This is a genomic window from Actinomadura sp. BRA 177 (genome assembly GCF_013372625.1).
Classification (GTDB): domain Bacteria; phylum Actinomycetota; class Actinomycetes; order Streptosporangiales; family Streptosporangiaceae; genus Spirillospora.
In genome coordinates this window covers 1-22,287 of the sequence record NZ_JABXFD010000652.1, presented here as the reverse complement: position 1 = coordinate 22,287, position 22,287 = coordinate 1, and the positions used below count along the sequence as shown (strand labels likewise).

Sequence of the window (22,287 nt, the reverse complement as noted above, 5' to 3'; positions counted from 1 at the left end):
CGCGGCTGTGCGGGCGGCGTCAGGTGGTTGTAGGGGCATGCCAGTAGGCCGTCCCTCGGCCCCCGATGGAGCGGCCCTCGCCCCCGGTGGAGGCGTCCTCGGGCCCCGGTGGAGCCGTCCACCGCCCTGGTCGGGACGGATGGCTCTGAGGTGGCTCGGTCGCCGCCGCACTGGTCTTCGGGCATGCCTGTCGCCGTGTTGTCTGCGCGCTGCCCGGTTGTACCGTGCGCTGTCCTCCGGATGGGTAGGTAGTTCGCCGCGCCGAGGGGAGTTCAGCCTGGCGTAGGCGTCCCGGCTCGCGAACACCCCCGGTGGTCGCAGCAGCATCATCGCGTCCCCCTCCGGTGGCTTTTGCGGGTCCTGGGGTGGACACGGCTTTGGGTGGGGGTGCTGTTGTTGATGGGGGCGGTTGTTGGAGTGGGTTATTGTTCGGCTTTTGTTTTTAGGCCGTTGGCTTCCATTGTTACGTAGCGGCGCGTTAGGCGGGCTGTTAGGAGGGAGATCAGGGGTGCTAGGGGGCCTTTTTGGGTGAGGGTTAGGCGGACGGTTACGCCGTTCTGGGTGGGGGTTATGTCGTGGGCGGCGGTGGTGGTTACGCCGGGGGAGCGGGATTCCCAGGTGAAGGTCTCGTTCTCTTTGAAGGCGGTGACCGTCCAGACGGCGGCGGGGAGTTTCGGCTGGTGGACGCGGGCGCGGGAACTGAGGGTGAACGGCTCGTCGAGTAGTTCTACGCGGTTGATCGAGTCGGTCATCTCGGGCCAGTGTTCGACGTCCTTCAGGAGGTTCCAGACGGTTTCGGGGGCGGCCTCGATGTCGACGGAGACTTCGAAATGCATGGCGTGCTCCTCACTGCGGTGCGGACGGCGGACAGGAGGTCGGTGACCAGGGGGTCGTCGGTGCGGCCCGGCAGGTGCAGAGCGTAGTAGGGGACGGCGGGCAGGTCGATGATCTCTCGTGCGGTCAGGCCCGGCGGCGGGGGCACGCAGCCGTTCACGACGGCCAGGCCGATGCGCAGGGATGCGAAGTGCAGCATCAGTGGCCAGCCCTCGGCCTCGACTGCCAGGGACCATGGGACCTCGGCTGCTCGTAGGGCTCGTTCGAGGGTGATGCGGTGGGGGCCCGTTGGGGGCGGGACGATCAGGGCGGTGCCCGTGAGGTCGGAAAGCGTCAGGTGGGGTTTCGCGGTCAGGGGATGGTCGTCCGGCATGACGAGGGTCTGCGGGTAGGAGGCGAGTAGTTCGGCCTCTACGTCGGTCGGCAGGACGTCCAGGACGGCGACGCCCACGTCGGCGCGGCCCGTGCGGACGGCGGTGAGGGTGCGGGCGCGGTCGCCGTTGATCAGGCGGACGCCCGGGTGGACGGCATCGCCGAGCAGGTACAGGTAGGCGCCCTCGCCGGCGGCCAGGGTCGGAGCGCGGGACGGGGCGGTGCCGTGGACGTCGGCCAGGAAGGTGGAGACGCGGGCGTCGAGGTCACGGGCGAAACGGGCCACCTGCTCGCCGGCGGGGGTCAGGGCCAGGCTGCGTCCGTGGCGGGTGTAGAGGGGGCGGCCGAGGGTTTCGGAGAGTTTGCGCACCTTGACGTGGAGGGCGGGCTGGGAGATGTGGAGTTCGTCGGCGGCGCGGGTGAAGTTGAGGTGGTCGGCGAAGACGGCGAACGAGGCGAGCGCGTCGGTGGAGAGGCGGCTCAGGTCCATAGGTGCAAACTATAGCTGGGGTGGTTGTTAATAGTTCTCTTTTAGGGAGTGCGGGGCACAGGGTTGGGAGTATGGATATCGAACCTCGGCTCGGCGTTGATTTCGGGCGGGTCATTCACGGGGGGCTGCTGGCGCCCGGTGACGACGACACCGTCTTCCTGGACGGGAGCTTTGAGGAGGCCATCGCCTCGCCTGCGACTGAGGGAGTCTATGAGGTGCTGCCGGGGCTTGTTGAAGCCTTTGAAGGGCGCGCCTGGATCATCTCCAAGTGCGGCGACCGGGTACGGAAAAGGACGCTGGCGTGGCTCGACCACCATGACTTCTACGCCAGGACAGGGCTGCCGAGGGCGAACGTCCGGTTCTGCCGGAAGCGGGCGGAGAAGGCCGACCACTGCGCGGAACTCGGCATCACGCACATGATCGATGACCGGCTGGACGTGCACCGGGCCATTCGTGAGATCGTGCCCTACCGGTATCTGTTCGGGCCGAGCAAGGGTCCCGAATGGGTGCGGCACCTGCCCGGGTGGGACGCTGCCGAGGTCATTCGCGCAGATATTCCGGCGGGACGGAATCGGCCAGCCACACGCCGTTCGCACTGACCCGGAACTCGTGCCCGTCGGCGGCCATCCGCCCGGAGCCGACCGTGAGGACGACCGGCCGGCCGCGGCGGGCGCCGACGCGCAGGGCGGTCTCGAGGTCGGGGGAGAGGTGGACGGCGTGCCGGCCCATCGGTAGCAGTCCCTCGCGCAGAATCGCGTCCACGGAACGGCGGACGGTGCCGTGGTAAAGGAACTCGGGCGGGGCCTGAGCAGGCAGGTTCAACTCGACCGGTATTGAATGCCCCTGGACGGCCCGTATCCGGTCCCCGTCCAGTTCATAGCGCTTCTTGTCGTTCGCCTCCACCACGTGCTCCAGTTCGGAGCGGGTGAGAGCGAAGCCGTGCCGTGAAGCGGCGGCGAGCAGTTCCGGGACGTCCGCCCAGCCCTCCGGCGAGAGGGTGAGGCCGATCCGCTCGGGGCGGTGCCGCAGGTGCTTGGCGAGATACTTCGAGATCTTCACCACGCGGCGCTCGTCCATGGACATGCGTCGGGGCCGGCGCGGGAACGGCCGGCCCCGGGCGTGCGGCTCCTACTTGGCCTGCAGGGCGGCGGCCTGCTTGGCGATCGCCGACTTGCGGTTGGCGGCCTGGTTCTTGTGGATGACGCCCTTGCTGACGGCCTTGTCCAGCTTGCGCGCTGCGCTGCGCTGCGCGGCGACGGCGTCGTCGACGTTGCCCGCCTCGGCGGCCTCGCGGAACTTGCGGATCGCCGTCTTCAGCTCGGACTTGACGGCCTTGTTGCGCAGGCGGGCCTTCTCGTTCTGCTTGTTGCGCTTGATCTGGGACTTGATGTTAGCCACGTCGTAGTGCCTCAGCTTGGTTGCGATCCACGCCTGCTCACCGGCAGGCTCCAACGGAATGTCTGAACGGGGGCGGGACGGTGCCCCCGGGGCACGACGCTACGCCACACGCAGTCGCACAGCCTACCAATCACCGGGGCCTGCCCCAAACCGGACCGTGCACGGAGCATCGCGCCCGGCATGGGACTATGGAAGCACACATATCCATGTCCACCAGTGAGTTTTGCGAACGGACCCCGGTGCCAGCGCCTCAGCCCGACAAGACCGATCCCGCGATCATCCGCAACTTCTGCATCATCGCGCACATCGACCACGGCAAGTCGACCCTCGCGGACCGGATGCTGCAGCTGACGGGTGTGGTCGAGGAGCGCCAGATGCGCGCCCAGTACCTCGACCGCATGGACATCGAGCGCGAGCGCGGCATCACGATCAAGAGCCAGGCCGTCCGGCTGCCCTGGACGTCCGGCGGCGTCGACCACGTCCTGAACCTGATCGACACCCCCGGGCACGTCGACTTCTCCTACGAGGTGTCGCGGTCGCTGGCGGCGTGCGAGGGCGCGGTCCTGCTGGTGGACGCGGCGCAGGGCATCGAGGCGCAGACCCTCGCGAACCTGTACCTGGCGCTGGAGGCGGACCTGCACCTCATCCCGGTGCTGAACAAGATCGACCTGCCCGCGGCGCAGCCGGACAAGTACGCCGAGGAGCTGGCCGGGATCATCGGCTGCGACCCGTCGGACGTGCTGCGCGTGTCGGGCAAGACCGGCGAGGGCGTCCGCGAGCTGCTCGACAAGATCGTCCAGGAGGTGCCGGCGCCGGTCGGCGACCCGGACGGCCCGGCCCGCGCGCTGATCTTCGACTCGGTGTACGACACCTACCGGGGCGTCGTCACCTACGTCCGGATCATGGACGGGCATCTGTCCCGCCGCGAGAAGAGCCTGATGATGTCGACCGGGGCGGCGCACGAGACCCTCGAAGTCGGCGTGATCTCCCCGGAGCCGAAGCCCGTGCAGGGCCTCGGCGTCGGCGAGGTCGGCTACCTGATCACCGGGGTGAAGGACGTCCGGCAGGCGCGGGTCGGCGACACCGTGACCGTCGCGTCCCGGCAGGCCCCGGAGGCGCTCGGCGGCTACCGCGACCCGAAGCCGATGGTGTTCTCCGGCCTGTACCCGGTGGACGGCGACCAGTATCCGGAGCTGCGGGACGCGCTCGACAAGCTGCGGCTGAACGACGCCGCGCTGGTCTACGAGCCGGAGACGTCGGCGGCGCTCGGGTTCGGGTTCCGCTGCGGCTTCCTCGGCCTGCTGCACATGGAGATCGTCCGGGAGCGGCTGGAGCGCGAGTTCGACCTGTCGCTGATCTCGACCGCGCCGAACGTCGTGTACCGGGTGGACATGGAGGACGGGACGGAGCACACCGTCACCAACCCCAGCGAGTTCCCCGAGGGCAAGATCGCCACCGTGTACGAGCCGGTGGTGAAGGCGACGCTGCTGACGCCGTCCGACCACATCGGCGCGATCATGGAGCTGTGCCAGGGCCGCCGCGGCGTGCTGCTCGGCATGGACTACCTGTCGGAGGACCGCGTCGAGATCCGCTACACGCTGCCGCTCGCCGAGATCATCTTCGACTTCTTCGACCAGCTGAAGTCGCGGACCCGCGGGTACGCCTCGCTCGACTACGAGCCGAGCGGCGAGCAGGAGTCCGACCTCGTGAAGGTCGACATCCTGCTGCAGGGCGAGTCGGTGGACGCGTTCAGCCAGATCGTCCACAAGGACAAGTCGCGCGAGTACGGGCTGATGATGACGGCCAAGCTGAAGGAGCTCATCCCGAGGCAGCAGTACGAGGTGCCGATCCAGGCCGCGATCGGCGCCCGCATCATCGCCCGCGAGAACATCCGCGCCATCCGCAAGGACGTCCTCGCCAAGTGCTACGGCGGCGACATCTCCCGCAAGCGCAAGCTGCTGGAGAAGCAGAAGGAGGGCAAGAAGCGGATGAAGACCATCGGGCGGGTGGACGTCCCGCAGGAGGCCTTCGTCGCCGCCCTCTCCACAGGTGGCGGTGGCGGCGACGCCGACAAGGGCAAGAAGTAGGGTCCCGCTACTTCAGGATGGGCCACGCCACCACGGTGGGCACCCGGCGGAACTCGCCGCGGTTGGCGGCCCGTCCCGCGTAGACGAGGAAGAACATCACCGCGGCCGTGAACAGCAGCGGCACCCAGATGAAGAACTCGACGGCCAGGGACAGCAGGCCGAAGACGAACCACACCGCGATGGCGGCGATGCCCATGTTGAGGCCCTGCGCCGCATGCCGCCGGACGAACGGTGACCCGGCCTTGCCGAAGTAGACGATGGCCGGTGCGACCGCGCCGACGAGAAACTGGCCCACGTACGCCATCAGCGACCACGTCCTGTCGTCGTCGCTGACGGGCCCGTAGTGCCCGGGCATCTGGGCGGTGTGCCCGCCCTGCGGAGGCTGCTGCCAACCCGGGGCGGGCTGCTGCTGCCCCTGCTGGGGTTGCTGCCACAGGTTCCCTTGCTGCTGCCAGGGTGCCTGCGGCTGCGCCTGCGATCCAGGCTGCTGCCCTTGGCCGGGCGACGGGGGAGGCCCGTAGGCCATGGCGGACGTCCTCTCCTCTAGTTCGCTGCGCGGATGCGCCGTGCGAGCTATTACGCGAAGTGTATGACTCTTTCGACGCATGAGAAGTTCGGACGGGTTCCCTTCGTCCGCCTGACCTGTGGCCGTTTCGCGCCACGGGCCGGGCGGCGGAGAGGGTCAGGGCCGCCAGATGACGGCTGACGGGTTCGCCTGGGTGAGCGTCACCGAGCCCGTCCAGGCGAAGGACGACGGCTGCGGCAGGTACGACTCGTCCAGGAAGAACCCCCGGTTGATGGACGTGACCGTGGCCGGCGCGCCGTTGTCGCCCCATCCTGTCGGACGGCGGACCGCCTCGATGCTCGCGATGTCGGAGACCCCCGTCCCCTCCGGTAGTTCGACGGTGGTGGCGACAGCACCGTCACGATCGATCGCCCACGTCGCCTCATCATGGTCGGACCGGTACAGCCTGGACGGGTCGGACTTCAGCCGTACCCCTAGCGCCACACCCGGCGCCGACCCGATCGTGGTCGCCGCACCCGTCGTCTTGGCGAACTCCATGAACAGGTAGGTGCGCTGGTCGCCGACCTCCCGCGTCGCCGGATCGGACGGGTTCTCGATCTTCCCTTCGCGCACCATCTCCTGGGCCGCGACGCGGTACGTCCACGGCTCGCGGTCCATGACGACCTCGCGAGCGCGCCCGTCCGGCCGTGTCCGGGACGCGTCGAGCAGGAAGCGCAGCGGCGGGTCAGGCGAGATCACGTCGCACATGTTGTTGTTCTGCGTGCAGGTCTGGAGCACCGGATGGTCGCCCTCGTACCGGCCGGCGAACTTCAGCGTGAGGTGTAACGGCGCCTGGTAGACGGCGGTGCCGTCCACCCGGTCGCCGGACGCGTCGACCTCGACCCGGTAGACCCACTCGATGTCGGTGGTGCGGCCCCAGCGGGCCATGAGCGCGGGCGTGTCGGTGCCGCCGTCCTCGTTGCTCCACACCAGCGAGTACTCGATGACGCGGTGCCCCGGCGTCGCGGCGGGCCGCGTCTCGTGCCAGGCGATCAGCGGGGCGTCGGTGGTGGCGTTCTGGTACGGGTCGCCGAACGGCCAGCCCGTCCGCCCGACGACGATCGGCGCGTGGCGCAGGGCGAGCGCGTCCGACATCCGGACCCCGACCTGCCGCAGGTCGACGCTGCGGGCGGCGGGCGCGCTGCCCTTGGCGAAGCGCAGCGTCACCTTGTGGCGCCCCTTCCCGACATGTCCGAGGCCGAGGCTCCGGGGGATCGCGTCGGACGAGGGGACGACGAGGTCGGTCACGTGCCGTCCGTCCACCGAGATCGACACGACGGCGGACTCGGCGCCCCTGCGCACCCACGAGACGCCCGGAGCGGAGGCGGCGAACGAGATCACGGCCTCCCCGGCGCGGTCGGCGGTGAACGGGAGCGACCTGGCGGGCCCGCCGCGCTGGACGGTGATCGCGCCAGCGGCGGCTGCGTGGGCGGGCGAGACGGCGACGGAGAGGGGAGCACCGGCGAGGACGGCGCCGGTCACGGCGAGCACGGCATGACGCGCACGGCTTCTCATGATCAGGAAAGGTAGGCCGCCGGGGTCGCATTCCGATGACGACCCGGTCGCCCGCCGGTGTCAGCTAGATGAGTCCCGGAGCAAGTCCCAGTGCGAGCCTGGTGTGACCCGAGTGCGGCTCCGGTGCGGCCCGAGTGTGGGCCCGGTGTGGGCCCGGTGTGGGCTTAGTGGTAATGCTCGGAGTGAGCGCGGTGAGGTTCAGACGTGGGTGCGGGGTGGGATTCGGAGGGTGGCGAGGGCGGCCGGTAGTTGCAGGGATACGGCCGTGAACCGCTCGGCCTCGCTCGGCCGCTCCGGCTCGCCCGGGCGGTCGGGGCCGTACAGGGTGAGGCCGGAGTCCGCCAGCCGGACCGCCCGCCCACGGCGGACGACCCCGTGCCCCAGTTCCCGCAGCAGCGCGACCACGTCGTCGGCGGGCTCGTCGAGCAGGTCGACGCCGTCCAGCCGGAACCGCATCTCCGGGTTGCCGCTCCAGCCGGGCGACCGCGTGCCGCAGATCTCGGCGAGCCGTTCCACGCCGTCCTCGCCGCGGTCGGTGGACAGCGCCAGCGCGCCGCGCCCCACCCGGACGCTCCGGTGGTCGGCCCACCCGCACAGCAGCGACGCCTTCGGCGGGCGGGTGCCGCACCGGTCGGCGACCGCGGCGAGCGTCGCCCACGCGTCGGCGGCCTGGGTGGAGAACAGCAGGCTCGCGTCCGGCAGCAGCGCCCCGCGGCCCGGCTCCAGCGTGATCACGAACGGCGCGACCCGGCCGGGGAACCGCGCCGGATCGGCCTCCCGGAGCGTGACGAGGCCCTCCCACTCGACGGGCTCGTCCACCGCGAACCAGGTGATCACGGCCTCGACGCCGAGGGTGCGGAACGTCGTGTCGGTGAGCCGCTCGGCGACCGCCTCGCGCAGCCCCTCGGCCGTCTCGGCGAGCCGGCGGCGCCACCACGGCGGCTCCGGGTCGGCGCGCCCGCCCGTCGACCAGCGCGTTCCGGCGCCCGCGCCGTCGACCACCACGCAGTGCCAGCCGTCCGGCCCGCCGTGCAGCAGCACCCGCGCCGGCGCGCGTCCCCGCTCGGTCCCACCCTCGTCCGCCATCCCGACGACACTATCCACCCAAGAGGGTCGGCACGCTCCATTCCGGCCGCCCGGCGGGTGGTTTCCCGACGACACGGCGGGGGTTGCTCGATCTCGGCGCGTATGTCGGTACGGTCGGAGACGGCGGCCAGCCGGTCCCGACCCGACCTCCCGGAGGTAGCGTGACCCACCCCGAGCAGGTTCTGCGTTCCGCGAAGGAGCGGGAAACGGTGAACGGAGCCGTCCGCGCGCTGCGCTCCGCCGCCCCGGACGGCTGGGAGCGCCTCGACTTCGAGTTCCGCGCGACCGTCGGCATCGACAGCGCCTCGTTCGAGGTCGAGGACGCCGACGGCGGGCGCCGCACCGCCATCCCGCCCGGGCAGGCCATCGGCAGGATGGACGAGCTGCGCCGCGTCATGTACCGGAACGGCAAAGGGGCCTGGTTCACCGCGCGCCTGCGGATCGAGCGCTCCGGCCGGTTCAGCGCCGAGTTCGACTACGACGGGGAACCGGAGTTCACCCCGCCCCTCACCCCGTCCGCCTACGCCCTCGATCTGGACCGCTTCCCCCGCACCGACGCCCACATCCCCGACTGGCTCCGCGCGAAACTCGACGAGGCCTGAACACTCGCGGAGTTCGAGCAGGTTACGGCCTGAGCACCCGCAGGGCCTGAATGGACGGCGGGTCTGAGTAGGCGGCGGGCTGAACAAGCTGCCGGTCTGAGCGGGCGGCGGGTCTGAACGGGCGGCGGGTCTGAGCAGGTGGGTCCGGGAGGCAGACTTGAAGGGTGCCATCCACGCTTCCCGACGGTGATCCCGTACCCCGCGACGGCGCGCTGCCCGGCAGTGCGCTGGCCGGTCTTGGAGACCGTCCCTTCGCCTTCTACGTCCATGTGCCCTTCTGCGTGACGCGGTGCGGGTACTGCGACTTCAACACCTACACGGCGACGGAACTGGGGCCCGGCGCGAGCCGGGATTCGTATGCCGACACCGCCGTCAGTGAAGTGCGGATGGCGCGGCGCGTCCTTGGGGATGTGGACCTGCCCGTCGAGACGGTTTTCGTGGGCGGGGGTACACCGACGTTGCTCCCGCCGGACGATCTGGGACGTGTCCTGGCCGCCATCGATGCGGAGTTCGGGCTCGCCAAGGGCGCGGAAGTCACCACTGAGGCGAACCCCGAGTCGGTGGACGAGGCCTACGTGGCCAAGCTCCGTGAGGCCGGATTCACCCGGATCTCGTACGGCATGCAGAGCGCGCGCGAGCACGTCCTGGCCGTCCTGGAGCGCACCCACACTCCCGGACGTGTCCCGCAGGTCGTGGAGTGGACGCGTAAGGCAGGCTTCGAGCACATCAATCTCGACCTCATCTACGGAACGCCAGGCGAAACAGACGACGACTGGAGGGCTTCCCTAGAGGCCGCCCTGGCGTCGGAGCCCGACCACGTCTCGGCCTACGCGCTCATCGTCGAGGAGGGCACCCGCCTAGCGGCGCAGGTGAAACGCGGAGAACTCACGCCTCCCGACGACGATGCCATGGCCGACCGCTATCTGATCGCCGACGAGATGCTCGGCGCCCACGGCCTGCACTGGTACGAGATCTCCAACTGGGCCGCCGATCCCTCCGCCGCCTGCCGCCACAACATGCTCTATTGGACGGGCGCCGACTGGTGGGGCGTCGGCCCGGGCGCGCACAGCCACGTCGGCGGAACCCGCTGGTGGAACGTCAAGCACCCCGCCGCCTACGCCTCCCGCCTGACCGAAGGCACCACACCCGCCCACGCCAGGGAGATCCTGACCGACGACGACCGCCACATCGAGCGCATCATGCTCGAACTGCGCCTCGCCCAGGGCTGCCCCACCGACCTCCTGGACGACAAGGCCGTCCGCAGAGCGATAGACGAGGGCCTACTAGAACCGGCCCCGTACAAGCAAGGCCGCGCCGTCCTGACTCAACGAGGCCGCCTCCTAGCCGACGCCGTTGTCCGCGACCTGACCTAGCACGCAAGCCTCAACCACCGGAACACGGGCATGCCCTGCGTCGCGACGGGGGTTCCAGGGGGCTACACGGTTACGAAGTCGATCAGTTCTTCTACGCGGCCCAGTAGGGCGGGCTCCAGGTCGGTGTAGGAGTTGACCGAGTTCAGGATGCGTTTCCAGGCGGCGCCGGTGTTGTCGCCCCAGCCGAGCTCGGCGACGATGCCCTCCTTCCACGGGACGCCGCGCGGGATGCGGGGCCAGGCGCGGATGCCGACGGCCGCGGGCTTGACCGCCTCCCAGATGTCGATGAACGGGTGGCCGGTGATGAGGACGTGCGGGGACGAGACCTGCGCGGCGATGCGGGACTCCTTGGAGCCGTCCACCAGGTGGTCGACCAGGACGCCCAGGCGGCGGTCCTCGTCCGGGGCGAACTCCTCGACGATGGCGGGCAGGTCGTCCACGCCTTCGAGGTACTCCACGACGACGCCCTCGACGCGCAGGTCGTGGCCCCAGATCTTCTCGACCAGCTCGGCGTCGTGGACGCCCTCCACGTAGATGCGGCTCTCCTTGGCCACCTGGGCGCGCAGCCCCTGAACGGCGATGGAGCCGGACGCCGAGCGCGCCGGGCCCGATGGCGCGGCGGCGGGCCTGACCAGCGTGACCGGCTTGCCGTCGATCAGGAAGCCGGACTTGGTGAGCGGGAACACGCGCCGCTTGCCGAACCGGTCCTCCAGGGTGACGCCGAACTTGTCGCAACCGACGACGGCGCCGCAGAAGCCGCTGCCGGGATCCTCCGCGACCAGCCCGGGTTCGGCCGGTATCTCGGGGATCTGGCCTTTGCGCGGCCTGCGCCAGTCGCCGGCGAGTATGTCGTTTCCGTAGTCCTTACTGCGCACGGGTCCGCACATTAACCCGCCGGGACGGCCGTACGGCGTCGCCCCTCGTCCCCCGGCGTGGCGCCGGCGTCCGATACGGATAGGATCACGCAGCCGTGCGGGCGGTGCGCGGGCACTCCAAACGGGGCCCCGGGGCCGTACACTTGGCACTCAGGAGCAAGGAGTGCCAGCGGGGAGGCCGGCCGGACGAGGGAGGTGACGCCGTGCTGGACGACCGTAAACTCGCGGTCCTGCGCGCCATCGTCGAGGACTTCGTCTCCACCAACGAGCCGGTGGGGTCGAAGGCCCTGGCGGACCGGCACAACCTCGGGGTGTCGCCGGCGACCATCCGCAACGACATGGCGGTGCTGGAGGAGCAGGGCTACATCGCCCAGCCGCACACCAGCGCCGGGCGCATCCCGACCGACAAGGGCTACCGGCTGTTCGTCGACCGGCTGTCCACGATCAAGCCGCTGTCGGTCGCCGAGCGGCGCGCGATCGAGACGTTCCTCACCGGCGCCTACGACCTCGACGACGTCGTCGGCCGGACGGTGCGGCTGCTCGCGCAGCTCACCCGGCAGGTCGCCGTCGTGCAGTACCCGTCGCTGACCCGCTCGTCGGTGCGGCACGTCGAGCTGGTCCCGGTCGCCGAGGGGCGGCTGCTGCTCGTCCTCATCACCAACACCGGGCGGGTGGAGCAGCGGGTCATCGAGACGCCCGGCAGCATCTCCGAGGAATCGATCGGGCACCTGCGGGCGTTGCTCAACACATGCCTGGACGGACTCGGCTTCGGCGACGTGCCGACCGCCGTCGCGGACCTCCCCGAGAAGGTGGGGCCGGACGAGCGGCCGGTCGCGGCGGCGGTGCTGTCGGTCCTGCTGGAGACGCTCGTGGAGAACCACGAGGAGAAGATCGTCTTCGCCGGCGCGGCCAACCTCGCCGCCGTGGACTTCTCGCAGAGCCTGCGGGAGGTGCTGGTGGCGCTTGAGGAACAGGTCATCCTCATGCGGCTGCTCGGTGAGACCGGAGACTCCTCTACAGTTACGGTGCGGATCGGCACCGAGAACCCCGACCTGGGACTCCGGTCGACCTCGGTCGTCGCCGCGGACTACGGGGTGGGCGACCTCACCTTGGCCCGGCTTGGAGTGCTCGGGCCTACACGCATGGATTACCCCAGCACGATGGGAGCGGTACGGGCAGTGGCACGCTACGTGGGACAGATCCTGGCGGGGTCGTGAAAGTGGCGAACGACTACTACGCGACTCTGGGCGTCCGGCGCGACGCCAGCGCCGACGAGGTGAAGAAGGCCTACCGCCGGCTCGCGCGCGAGCTCCACCCGGACGTCAACCCGGATCCGGAGACCCAGGAGAAGTTCAAGGAGATCACCCAGGCGTACGAGGTGCTCTCCGACCCCAAGAAGCGGGAGATGTACGACCTCGGCGCGGATCCGTTCGCGGCCGGGGGCGGCGGGGCGGGCGCCGGCGGGTTCGGCGGCGCCGGGTTCCCGTTCAGCGACATCATGGACGCCTTCTTCGGGACGGCGACCTCGCGCGGCCCGCGGTCGCGGGCGCGGCGCGGCCGGAACGCGACGCTGCGGGTCGAGCTCGACCTCAAGGAGACCGCGTTCGGCACGACCCGCGAGCTGTCCATCGACACCGCGGTCGCCTGCGGCGCCTGCGAGGGGTCGGGCTGCGCGCCCGGCACCCACCCGGACACGTGCGAGACGTGCCACGGGCGGGGCGAGGTGCAGCAGGTGCAGCGCTCGTTCCTCGGCCAGGTCATGACGGCGCGGCCGTGCCCGGCGTGCGGCGGGTTCGGGTCGGTGATCCGCAACCCGTGCACCGAGTGCTCCGGCGACGGCCGGGTGCGCACCCGGCGCACCGTCAAGGTCAAGATCCCGGCCGGGGTGGAGAACGGCATCCACATCCAGCTCGCCGGCGAGGGCGAGGTCGGCCCGGGCGGCGGCCCGCCCGGCGACCTGTTCCTGGAGATCGTGGAGAAGCCGCACCAGATCTTCGAGCGGGAGGGCGACGACCTGCACTGCACGGTCGAGATCCCGATGACCGCGGCGGCGCTCGGCACCAGCGTCACGATCGAGACGCTGGACGCGGCCGAGAGCGTCGACATCAAGCCGGGCACGCAGTCCGGGCAGGTCATCACGCTCTACAACCGGGGCGTCCGGCACCTCAACGAGAGCGGGCGCGGCGACCTGATGATCCACGTGAACGTGGAGACGCCGAACCGGCTGGACGAGGAGCAGGAGGACCTGCTGCGCCGCCTCGCGGCCCTGCGCGGCGAGGAGCGCCCGCCCGGCAAGTTCGCGCCCGGGCAGCGCAACGGCATGTTCTCCCGCATCAAGGACGTCTTCAACCAGCACTGAAGCGCCGTGGCGGCGGCCTACCGGGAAGGCCGCCGCGGCGACGACGAGCATTGAGACGAGCATGGAGAGGCCCGCATGAGCCCGCCGGTGTTCCTCGCCGGGTCCGACGCCCTGGAGCGGGACACGGTCGTCCTGGACGGGCCCGAGGGCCGGCACGCGGCGGCCGTGCGGCGGCTGCGGCCCGGTGAGCGCGTCGACCTGACCGACGGCGCGGGGCTGCTGGCCGAGTGCGTCGTCACCGCCGCCGACCGCGCGTCCCTCACGCTGGACGTGCGGGCCCGGCACCGCGAGCCGCCCCCCGCGCCGCGCATCGCGGTCGTCCAGGCCCTGCCCAAGGGCGACCGGGGCGAGCTGGCCGTCGAGACGATGACCGAGGTCGGCGTGGACGTGATCGTCCCGTGGGCGGCGGACCGCTGCGTCACCCGGTGGCGCCCGGAACGCCGCGACAAGGCCCTCGGACGCTGGCGCGCGACCGCCCGGGAGGCCGCCAAGCAGGCGCGCCGCGCCCGCCTGCCCGAGGTGCCGGATCTGGCGTCCACCGAGGACGTCGCCGCGCGGATCGCCGCCGCGTCCCTCGCCCTGGTCCTGCACGAGGAGGCCGAGGCGCCGCTGAGCGCCGCGGAGGCCCCCGCGGACGGCGACATCGTCCTCGTGGTGGGCCCCGAAGGCGGCATCACGGACGCGGAGCTGGAGCGGTTCGCCGCGGCCGGCGGGCGCCCCGCCAGGCTCGGCCCGACCGTCCTGCGCACGTCGACGGCCGGTGTGGCGGCGGCCAGCGTGCTGCTGGCCGCCACCGGACGCTGGTGAGCCGCTAGGGCGTGCTGGCGGCGCCCTGCTCCGCGGTGTTCGCCGGCTCGCTCGTCGGCGTCAGCGTCGGCGCGTCGGTGGGCTTCTCCGAGCTCGGCGGCGAGGTCGGCGTCGACGGCGTCGGCGTGGTCGGCGCCTGCGACGGCGTCTCGCTCGGGCACGGCGTGGTCGCCGGGGTCGGCGTGGCGGTCGTGCCGGGGGAGGCGGAGGCGGCGCCCGGCTGCGGGATGCGGCAGGACGACAGCCCCGGCGAGGAGCTGGGGCTCACCGTCGACGCGGCCGACGGGGAGCCGGACGCGCTGGCCCCCGGGGACGACGGGTCGGGGAACTGCGGGTTGCCCTGGGCGTCGGTGCGGTCCTTGCCGGTGTTGCCCTGCCCGCCGTCCGACGGCCCGTTGTTGCCGACCGTCTGCTGGATGAGGCTCATGGTCTGCGGCGCCGTCACGCCGAGCGCCGCGATCAGCACGGCGGCGGCGACGGCGAGGACGGGCCGCGCCCAGTTGAGGGCGAACCGGTCCAACCCGAACCGGGCGGGGCCGAAGAACCGTCCGAGACCGAACCGGCGGCTCTGGCCGTCGGCTATGCGGGCCCGGATGTGCTCCAGGCCGTCGCCCGCGGGGTTGACCGAGTCCGCCTCCGCGCGGAGGGCACGGCGGAGGATCTCGCCGTGCTCGTCGTGGGGGTCGGTGGTCATGAGAACTGCTCCAGGACGTTGCGTAGCGCGGTCATTCCACGCGCCGTATGGCTTTTCACGGCACCGCGGGAGATGCCCATCGCGTTCGCGATCTCCGCTTCGGAGAGATCGGCGTAGTAGCGGAGGACGAGTGCCTCCCGCTGGCGGGCGGGAAGCCGGGACAGCGCGTCGATGACCGCCGAGCGTTCCAGCTCCCCGATGGCCCCGGCCTCCGCGCTCGGCGCGTCGGGCAGGCCCTTCGGGGCGTACTTCTCGACGACGGCGCGGTGGCGGAGCACCGATCGCGACCGGTTCACCACGGACTGGCGCAGGTACGACAGGGCCTTGTCGGGGTCGCGCAGCCGCCGCCAGCCGCCGTGCATGGCGACGAAGGCGTCCTGGACGACCTCCTCGGCCGTCCCGGCGTCCCGTACGAGCATGGCTGCCAGGCGGACGAGCGAGCGGTAGTTGGCGCTGTAGAGCGCGGTCACCGCCTGGTCGGCGTCCCAGGCGACGGCCACCGCCCCGGCCGTGCCCCTGGCCACGAGGGTCTCGGTCACGTCAGTTCGACGCGCGCCCTCCTCGCCCGGTTTACGAAAGGGCATGTCCTGGTCTGCCTCGGTCACCTGTCCGCCGCCTTTGCCGGCCCCGGCCGTCCGTTCGGACGGGCGCCCTCGGGGTGGCATGAATCGGGCGTCCCCGCCCGGACGGTAGCGCGCCGCAACGCCTTGCGAACCGGGGGGTACGCCTTGAGTTGCCAACCTTAACCAGTGACCGGCCGTCATGGTGCCCGCAACCGGAGGTCGATCACCGGAAACCCTAGCCGCAACGGGGCGCCGCGGGCCATAGCCGTCCCGGTCCGGATAGGATTCCGGGGCCGGTCACCGGCCGCGGCGAGGGGAGACAGATGACCGACTGCCTGTTCTGCAAGATCGTTTCCGGGGACGTGCCCGCGAAGATCGTCCGCGAGTCGGCCGGGACGGTGGCGTTCCGCGACATCAACCCGCAGGCGCCCACGCACGTGCTGGTCATCCCGCGCGACCACCACCCGACCGCGGGCGAGCTGGCCGCGGCCGACGCCGAGCTGCTCGCCGAGGTCGTCCGCGAGGCCCACCAGGTCGCCGTCGACGAGGGCGTCGCCGAGGCGGGCTACCGGGTCGTGTTCAACACCGGCGCGCAGGCCGGCCAGACCGTCTTCCACGTGCACGCGCACGTGCTGGGCGGCCGCGGCCTCAACTGGCCCCCCGGCTGACCCCGCCGCATACCGGGGAGTTACGCCACGCGAAAAACCTTTCGGCACCGTGCCGGGGGTGGCCAGTACGATGGAAACGACATACCTGGACACCCGGAGCACAGAAGGCAGGTCCGAAAGGCCGCAAGGCCCGGCTGATGGTCGAATCAACTCACACGAGGGCAACTCGCACGGGGCGCGACGACCGGAACGGCTCGCGCTCGCAGATCAAGATCGTGGTGCCGGACGACCATTCGATGGTGAGCCTGCTGGGCTCCCGGGATGAGCTGCTCCACGCGATCGAGCAGGCGTTCGGCAGCGACCTCGACATCCACGTCCGCGGCAACGAGATCACCGTGACCGGCCGGGAGGCCGACACCGACCTGGCGTCCCGCCTGTTCAGCGAGATGCTGGAACTGCTGAAGGGCGGCACCCAGCTCACCCCCGACGCGGTGGAGCGGAGCCTGGCGATGCTGCGCGGCGAGAGCGACGCGCGCCCGGCGGAGGTCCTGACCCTGGACGTGCTGTCCAGCCGGGGCCGCACGATCCGCCCGAAGACGCTGAACCAGCGCCGCTACGTCGACGCGATCGACCGGCACACGATCGTGTTCGGGATCGGTCCCGCCGGCACCGGCAAGACGTACCTGGCGATGGCCAAGGCCGTCCGCGCGCTGCAGGACAAGCAGGTCAACCGCATCATCCTGACGCGTCCGGCCGTCGAGGCGGGGGAGCGGCTCGGGTTCCTGCCCGGCACGCTCTACGAGAAGATCGACCCCTACCTGCGGCCGCTGTACGACGCGCTGCACGACATGGTCGACCCCGACTCGATCCCGCGCCTGATGGCCGCCGGCACCATCGAGGTCGCCCCGCTGGCGTACATGCGCGGGCGGACGCTCAACGACTCGTTCATCATCCTGGACGAGGCGCAGAACACCTCGCCCGAGCAGATGAAGATGTTCCTCACCCGGCTCGGCTTCGGGTCGAAGGTCGTCGTGACCGGCGACGTCACCCAGGTCGACCTGCCGAGCGGGCAGACGAGCGGGCTGCGCGTCGTCCAGGACATCCTGGAGGGCGTCGAGGACATCGACTTCTGCCGGCTGAGCAGCCGCGACGTCGTCCGGCACAAGCTCGTCACCGACATCGTCGACGCCTACAACCGCTGGGACGAGACGCGCGTGCCCGAGTTCAAGCAGGGCGCGGGCGGCGGGTCCCGCAAGCGGGGGCGGCAGTGAGCATCGAGGTGCTGAACGAGTCGGGCGTCCCGGTCGACGAGACGTCGATCGCGGCGCTGTCCCGGCACGTCCTGGACGGGCTGCGCGTCCACCCCCTCGCCGAGCTGTCGGTGCTGCTGGTCGACGAGGCCGCGATGACCGAGCTGCACGAGAAGTGGATGGACGAGCCCGGCCCGACCGACGTCCTCTCGTTCCCCATGGACGAGCTGCGCCCCGGCCACATGTCGGGCGGCGCCGACGAGGACGGCGAGACCGACCCGGGGCTGCTCGGCGACGTCGTGCTGTGCCCGTCGGTCGCGGAGCGGCAGGCGCGGGAGGCCGGGCACAGCACCGAGGCGGAGCTGGAGCTGCTGTGCGCGCACGGCATCCTGCACCTCCTCGGCTACGACCACGCCGAGCCGGAGGAGCACAAGGAGATGTTCGGCCTGCAGGCCGAGCTCCTCGGCTCCTGGCGGGAGAAACGCGGCGGCTGATGAGCACGGCGCAGGCGTGGCTGTCCGCCCTGGCGGTGGGTCTTGTCCTCTTGGCGGGCCTGCTGGCCGGCACCGAGACGGCGCTCGCCCGGGTGTCGCGCGTCACCGTCGACGAGATCGTCCGCGAGGGGCGGCGGGGCGCGAAGCGGCTCGCCGAGGTCGTCGCCGACCCGGCCCGCTACGTCAACATGGTGCTGCTGCTGCGGATCGGCTGCGAGCTCGTCGCCACCGTGATCGTCGCGGACCTGTGCATCTCCTGGCTGGACGAGACGTGGCGCGCCTACGTCACCGCAGCCGCGATCATGATCGTGGTCAGCTACGTGGTGATCGGCGTCGGCCCCCGCACGCTCGGCATCCAGCACGCCGGCCGGATCGCGCTCGCCGGCGCCGCGGTGATCCACCCGGTGACCCGGGTGCTCGGGCCGCTGCCCGCGCTGCTGATCGCGCTCGGCAACGCGCTGACGCCCGGCCGGGGGTTCCGGGAGGGCCCGTTCGCGTCCGAGGCGGAGCTGCGCGACCTCGTCGACCTCGCCGAGCAGCGCGAGCTGATCGAGCCGGTCGAGCGGGAGATGATCCACTCGGTGTTCGAGCTGGGCGACACCCTCGTCCGCGAGGTGATGGTGCCGCGCACCGACATCGTGTTCGTCGAGCGCACCAAGACGCTGCGGCAGGCGATGTCGCTCGCGCTGCGCAGCGGCTTCTCCCGCATCCCCGTCGTCGGCGAGAACGAGGACGACGTCGTCGGCATCGCCTACCTGAAGGACGTCGTCCGCCGCTCCCAGGAGCACCGCGAGGGCGAGTCGGTCGAGACGGTCGACTCGGTCATGCGCCCGGCGACCTACGTCCCCGACAGCAAGCCGATCGACGAGCTGCTGCGCGAGATGCAGGCCCGGCAGATCCACGTCGCGATCGTCATCGACGAGTACGGCGGCACCGCCGGCCTCGTCACCATCGAGGACATCCTGGAGGAGATCGTCGGGGAGATCACCGACGAGTACGACCGCGAGACCCCGCCGGTCACCTGGCTCCCGGACGGCGCCGCCCGCGTCACCGCCCGCCTCCCCGTCGAGGACCTCGCCGAGCTGTTCGACGTCGAGCTCGACGGGGAGGACGTAGAGACCGTCGGCGGCCTGCTGGCCCACGCCCTCGGCCGCGTCCCCATCGAGGGCTCCACGGCCGAGGTCGGCTCCGGCGAGGACGGCCCCGTCCTCACACTGAAGGCCGAGACCATCGCCGGCCGCCGCAACCGCATCGGCACTGTGCTGGTGACGAGACTGGGCGCCACCGCGGCGGACGCACCCGCAACCGGCGGCTCGGACCGGACCCGCTAGATCAGGCGAGGGTGGTGCGGAGGGTTCCGTCCGGGGCGGCGACCAGGACGGGGGCCTTGGGGCCCAGGTCGCGGACGGCCTGGACGTCGGTCGGGTCGGGGGTTTCGGCGGACGTCACCACGGCGGCGGCCTCCAGGTCTTCGGCGCCGCTGGAGACGGCCATGGCCACCGCGACCTTGAGGGCCGAGAGCTTGAGGGACGGCAGGTCCACGCTCGTGGCGTTGTAGGTGCGGCCCGTCTCGTCGCGCACGGCCGCGCCCTCGGCGGCGCCCGTGCGGGCCCGCGCCGACCTGGCCAGGGTGATGATCTTCGCGTCCTCGGCGTTCAGCTCGCTCACGCCGCCCAGCGTACGGGGTGGGCCGCAAGTCACCGGCAAGTGGGCGGCAAGGGGTCCGCGCGACCCTCGGACGGTCAGAGTGCCGATCCGGGGGAGAAATGATGTCCCGTCTGCTTTACCGCCTGGGGAGGGCCGCCGCGTTGCGGCCCTGGCGGTTCATCGTGGTGTGGCTGGCGATCGTCGCGGCCGTGGCCGGGTTCGCGGGGGTGGCCGGGGGCTCCCTGCACGACAACTACACGCTGGCCGGGACGGGGTCGCAGCAGGCCACCGACCTCCTGCGGGACCGGTTCCCCGCGCTGTCGGGCGCGGACGCGCGGGTGGTCGTCCACGCGAAATCCGGGACGGTCGACCGGGCGAAGCTGGCCGCGGCGGCGGGGGAGTTGCGGAAGCTGCCGCACGTGAGCGAGGTGAGCCCGGCGCAGCCGAGCCCGGACGGGGCGACCGCGCTGATGACCGTCCGGTACTCGGTGCCCGTCACTGACCTGGCGCCCGGTGAGACGCTCGACCGGCTGCGGTCGGCGACGAAGGGCCTCGCCGGATACCAGGTGGAGTTCGGCGGGCAGGTCCCCGAGAACGTCACGGCGCCGGGTGGCGTCGCCGAGGCCATCGGGATCGTGGCCGCGCTGGTGATCCTCTTCCTGGCGTTCGGTTCGGTGGTGGCGGCGGGGCTGCCGCTGGCGGTGGCGCTGGCCGGGCTCGGCGTGGGCGTGTCGGGGATCACGCTGGTGGCCGCGGTCACCGATGTGGCCACGACCGCGCCGACGCTGGCGACCATGGTCGGGCTCGGCGTCGGCATCGACTACGCGCTGTTCATCCTCACCCGGCACCGGGAGGGGCTCGCGGCGGGGCTGGACGTGCCCGAGGCGGCCGGACGGGCGATCGCCACGGCCGGCCTGTCGGTGCTGTTCGCCGGGTTCACCGTGCTGCTGGCGCTGTGCGGGCTGGTGCTGTCCCGCATCCCGGTCTTCATGACGATGGGGTTCACGACGGGCCTCGTCGTCGCGGCGACCGTGCTGAGCGCGCTCACCCTGCTGCCGGCGGTGCTGGGCCTCGCCGGACGGCGGGTGCTGCGCCGCCGCGACCGCGCCGCCGGCGCGGTGATCACGGTCGAGTCGCCGAAGGTGCGCCGGTGGGCCGGGCATGTCGGGCGGCACCCGTGGCCGTGGCTGCTCGCCGCGTCCGTGCTGATGCTCGCCCTGGCCGCGCCCGCGCTCGGCATGCGGACCTGGCCGAGCGACGCCAGCAGCGAGCCGACGTCCAATACGGTCAGGCAGGCGTACGACCTGGTCGCGGACGCCTACGGCCCCGGCGCCAACGGGCCGCTGGTCGTCGCCGTCGACCTGGAGAAGGCCGATCAGAGCGTCCTGCCGGGACTGGGGGAGCGGCTCGCGAGGACGGACGGTGTCGCGGCCGTCGCGCCGCCGATGCTCTCCCCGCACCGCGACGCCGCGGTGATCATGGTGACGCCGGAGTACGGGCCGCAGGACGAGCGGGTGACAGGCCTCGTCGACCGGATCCGCGCGGACGCGCTGCCGCCCGGCGCGGAGATCACCGGGCTGACCGCCACGTACGTGGACCTGTCCCGGATGCTGTCCGACCGGCTGTGGCCGGTGATCGGGGTGGTCGTCGCCACGTCCTTCGTCATGCTGATGATCGTCTTCCGGTCGCTGCTGGCGCCGCTGAAGGCCGCCGCGATGAACCTGCTGTCGATCGCCGCCGCGTACGGGGTGCTCACGGCCGTGTTCCAGTGGGGCTGGGGCGCCGGGCTGCTCGGGCTGCCGCACAGCGTCCCGGTGTCGTCGTTCATCCTGCTGCTGCTGTTCGCGGTCCTGTTCGGCGTGTCGATGGACTACGAGGTGTTCCTGCTGTCGCGGGTGAGGGAGGAGTGGCTGCGGACCGGCGACGCGCGCGGGTCGGTCACCTCCGGCCTCGCCGCGACCGGCCGGGTCATCTCCAGCGCCGCGCTGATCATGGTCGCGGTGTTCCTCGGCTTCGCCGCCGACCCGGGCCTGGTGATCAAGCAGATGGGGGTGGGGCTCGCGGTCGCGGTGGCGCTGGACGCGACCGTGGTCCGGCTGGTGCTGGTGCCCGCCGCGATGGCGCTGCTCGGCCGGGCGAACTGGTGGCTGCCGAAGCCGGTCGCCCGCGTCCTGCCGGAGATCGACCTGCACGGCGGCGCCGCGCCCGAGGCCCCGGCCGTGCGGGAGCCCGAGCCCAGCCGCGCGTAGGGCGGGGAGTGATCACGATGGTCGGACATGTCCCGGTTAGGCTGATCGGGACATGTCGCCTGTCGTACGTGTGCTCGGGTCCTTCGGCGCCGAGGTCGCGGGGGAGCCCGCCGATCTCGGCGGACCCCGGCAGCGCTCGGTGCTGGCCCGCCTCGCCGCCGCGCGGGGCCGGATGGTCCCCGCCGACCGGCCCGTCCCCGCCCCCTGGGCGGAGGCGGCCCCGCCCGCACCGGTCCGTCCGCCCCCCGCCGCTCGCGTCCCCCCCGCCGCCCCCCCCCCACCCCGCCCCCCCCCCCCACACCCCCCCCCCGCCACCCCCCCCCCCCCCCCCGCCCCCGCCCCCCCACCCCTCCCCCCCCCCCCGCCCCCCCCCCCCCCACCCCCCCCCCCCCCCCCCCCCCCCCCCCCCCCCCCCCCCC

23 protein-coding genes are annotated in these 22,287 nt (G+C 71.8%); 12 read left to right on the top strand and 11 right to left on the bottom strand.

From position 1 onward, the window contains the following. Positions 1-422: 422 nt before the first annotated feature. Together HUX53_RS36400 and HUX53_RS36395 are read right to left on the bottom strand one after the other, a co-directional pair. Positions 423-836 carry an SRPBCC family protein gene (locus tag HUX53_RS36400; protein WP_176407820.1) on the bottom strand — a complete coding sequence of 138 codons (414 nt, stop codon included), beginning with the start codon at positions 834-836 and terminating at the stop codon, positions 423-425. Further along, positions 776-1,696, bottom strand: coding sequence for a LysR family transcriptional regulator (locus HUX53_RS36395; RefSeq protein ID WP_176407819.1), 921 nt, complete (start codon positions 1,694-1,696; stop codon positions 776-778). Before HUX53_RS36395 ends, HUX53_RS36400 begins: the two co-directional genes overlap by 61 nt. A 71-nt stretch (positions 1,697-1,767) precedes the next feature. Between HUX53_RS36395 and HUX53_RS36390 the strand changes: the two genes are divergently transcribed. Next, positions 1,768-2,295, top strand: coding sequence for a hypothetical protein (locus HUX53_RS36390; RefSeq protein ID WP_176407818.1), 528 nt, complete (start codon positions 1,768-1,770; stop codon positions 2,293-2,295). Here HUX53_RS36390 and HUX53_RS36385 read toward each other — a convergent pair. Next, on the bottom strand, positions 2,237-2,773 hold the full coding sequence (locus HUX53_RS36385; protein WP_176407824.1) for an RNA 2'-phosphotransferase: 537 nt from the start codon (positions 2,771-2,773) through the stop codon (positions 2,237-2,239). The genes HUX53_RS36390 and HUX53_RS36385 overlap by 59 nt on opposite strands. Before the next feature lie 51 nt (positions 2,774-2,824). Then, entirely contained in the window at positions 2,825-3,094 is a 270-nt protein-coding gene (gene rpsT, locus HUX53_RS36380) for a 30S ribosomal protein S20 (protein ID WP_176407817.1), read from the bottom strand. 206 nt (positions 3,095-3,300) lie between these two features. Here rpsT and lepA point away from each other — a divergent pair, with 206 nt between their 5' ends. Further along, entirely contained in the window at positions 3,301-5,181 is a 1,881-nt protein-coding gene (gene lepA, locus HUX53_RS36375) for a translation elongation factor 4 (protein ID WP_176407816.1), read from the top strand. Between the two features lie 7 nt (positions 5,182-5,188). On the opposite strand, the gene HUX53_RS36370 is transcribed toward lepA, so the two are convergent. From HUX53_RS36370 to HUX53_RS36360, 3 genes are all read right to left on the bottom strand, one after another. After that, the gene (locus tag HUX53_RS36370) at positions 5,189-5,707 is read right to left on the bottom strand and encodes a DUF4870 domain-containing protein (RefSeq protein WP_176407815.1); all 519 of its coding nucleotides are present in this window, start codon (positions 5,705-5,707) and stop codon (positions 5,189-5,191) included. A 156-nt stretch (positions 5,708-5,863) separates the two neighbouring features. Continuing rightward, complete coding sequence (locus HUX53_RS36365; protein ID WP_176407814.1) at positions 5,864-7,261, bottom strand: hypothetical protein; 1,398 nt, start codon at positions 7,259-7,261, stop codon at positions 5,864-5,866. A gap of 198 nt (positions 7,262-7,459) precedes the next feature. Then, on the bottom strand, positions 7,460-8,347 hold the full coding sequence (locus tag HUX53_RS36360) for a hypothetical protein (RefSeq protein ID WP_176407813.1): 888 nt from the start codon (positions 8,345-8,347) through the stop codon (positions 7,460-7,462). A 161-nt stretch (positions 8,348-8,508) separates the two neighbouring features. Between HUX53_RS36360 and HUX53_RS36355 the strand changes: the two genes are divergently transcribed. Together HUX53_RS36355 and hemW are read left to right on the top strand one after the other, a co-directional pair. Next, positions 8,509-8,949, top strand: coding sequence for a hypothetical protein (locus HUX53_RS36355; protein ID WP_176407812.1), 441 nt, complete (start codon positions 8,509-8,511; stop codon positions 8,947-8,949). A 164-nt stretch (positions 8,950-9,113) separates the two neighbouring features. Then, a complete protein-coding gene (hemW, locus tag HUX53_RS36350) occupies positions 9,114-10,322 on the top strand; it encodes a radical SAM family heme chaperone HemW (RefSeq protein ID WP_176407811.1) in 1,209 nt (402 codons plus the stop codon). A gap of 62 nt (positions 10,323-10,384) precedes the next feature. On the opposite strand, the gene HUX53_RS36345 is transcribed toward hemW, so the two are convergent. Next, positions 10,385-11,197, bottom strand: a complete 813-nt coding sequence (locus HUX53_RS36345; RefSeq protein ID WP_309237605.1) for a DUF3097 domain-containing protein — start codon at positions 11,195-11,197, stop codon at positions 10,385-10,387. A gap of 203 nt (positions 11,198-11,400) precedes the next feature. On the opposite strand from HUX53_RS36345, the gene hrcA reads away from it, so the two are divergent. From hrcA to HUX53_RS36330, 3 genes are all read left to right on the top strand, one after another. Continuing rightward, positions 11,401-12,414, top strand: coding sequence for a heat-inducible transcriptional repressor HrcA (gene hrcA, locus HUX53_RS36340; protein ID WP_176407809.1), 1,014 nt, complete (start codon positions 11,401-11,403; stop codon positions 12,412-12,414). A 2-nt stretch (positions 12,415-12,416) separates the two neighbouring features. Continuing rightward, entirely contained in the window at positions 12,417-13,556 is a 1,140-nt protein-coding gene (gene dnaJ / locus HUX53_RS36335) for a molecular chaperone DnaJ (protein ID WP_176407823.1), read from the top strand. Positions 13,557-13,631: 75 nt separating this feature from the next. Further along, positions 13,632-14,363 carry a 16S rRNA (uracil(1498)-N(3))-methyltransferase gene (locus tag HUX53_RS36330; RefSeq protein ID WP_176407808.1) on the top strand — a complete coding sequence of 244 codons (732 nt, stop codon included), beginning with the start codon at positions 13,632-13,634 and terminating at the stop codon, positions 14,361-14,363. A 4-nt stretch (positions 14,364-14,367) separates the two neighbouring features. Here the strand turns inward: HUX53_RS36330 and HUX53_RS36325 are convergent, their stop codons facing one another. Both HUX53_RS36325 and HUX53_RS36320 read right to left on the bottom strand, forming a co-directional pair. Beyond that, a complete protein-coding gene (locus HUX53_RS36325; protein WP_176407807.1) occupies positions 14,368-15,057 on the bottom strand; it encodes a hypothetical protein in 690 nt (229 codons plus the stop codon). Continuing rightward, a complete protein-coding gene (locus HUX53_RS36320) occupies positions 15,054-15,596 on the bottom strand; it encodes a SigE family RNA polymerase sigma factor (RefSeq protein ID WP_021597207.1) in 543 nt (180 codons plus the stop codon). The genes HUX53_RS36325 and HUX53_RS36320 overlap by 4 nt, the downstream gene beginning before the upstream one ends. Positions 15,597-15,943: 347 nt before the next feature. Between HUX53_RS36320 and HUX53_RS36315 the strand changes: the two genes are divergently transcribed. From HUX53_RS36315 to HUX53_RS36300, 4 genes are all read left to right on the top strand, one after another. Continuing rightward, complete coding sequence (locus tag HUX53_RS36315; protein WP_176407806.1) at positions 15,944-16,288, top strand: histidine triad nucleotide-binding protein; 345 nt, start codon at positions 15,944-15,946, stop codon at positions 16,286-16,288. Positions 16,289-16,425: 137 nt separating this feature from the next. Beyond that, entirely contained in the window at positions 16,426-17,499 is a 1,074-nt protein-coding gene (locus HUX53_RS36310) for a PhoH family protein (RefSeq protein WP_176407805.1), read from the top strand. Next, positions 17,496-17,972, top strand: coding sequence for an rRNA maturation RNase YbeY (ybeY, locus tag HUX53_RS36305; protein WP_176407804.1), 477 nt, complete (start codon positions 17,496-17,498; stop codon positions 17,970-17,972). Before HUX53_RS36310 ends, ybeY begins: the two co-directional genes overlap by 4 nt. After that, positions 17,972-19,303, top strand: coding sequence for a hemolysin family protein (locus tag HUX53_RS36300; RefSeq protein WP_176407803.1), 1,332 nt, complete (start codon positions 17,972-17,974; stop codon positions 19,301-19,303). The genes ybeY and HUX53_RS36300 overlap by 1 nt, the downstream gene beginning before the upstream one ends. A gap of 1 nt (position 19,304) precedes the next feature. Here HUX53_RS36300 and HUX53_RS36295 read toward each other — a convergent pair whose 3' ends face one another. Continuing rightward, complete coding sequence (locus tag HUX53_RS36295) at positions 19,305-19,640, bottom strand: cytidine deaminase (protein WP_309237604.1); 336 nt, start codon at positions 19,638-19,640, stop codon at positions 19,305-19,307. 101 nt (positions 19,641-19,741) lie between these two features. On the opposite strand from HUX53_RS36295, the gene HUX53_RS36290 reads away from it, so the two are divergent. Further along, the gene (locus HUX53_RS36290) at positions 19,742-21,868 is read left to right on the top strand and encodes an MMPL family transporter (RefSeq protein WP_176407802.1); all 2,127 of its coding nucleotides are present in this window, start codon (positions 19,742-19,744) and stop codon (positions 21,866-21,868) included. Positions 21,869-22,287 lie beyond the last annotated feature (419 nt).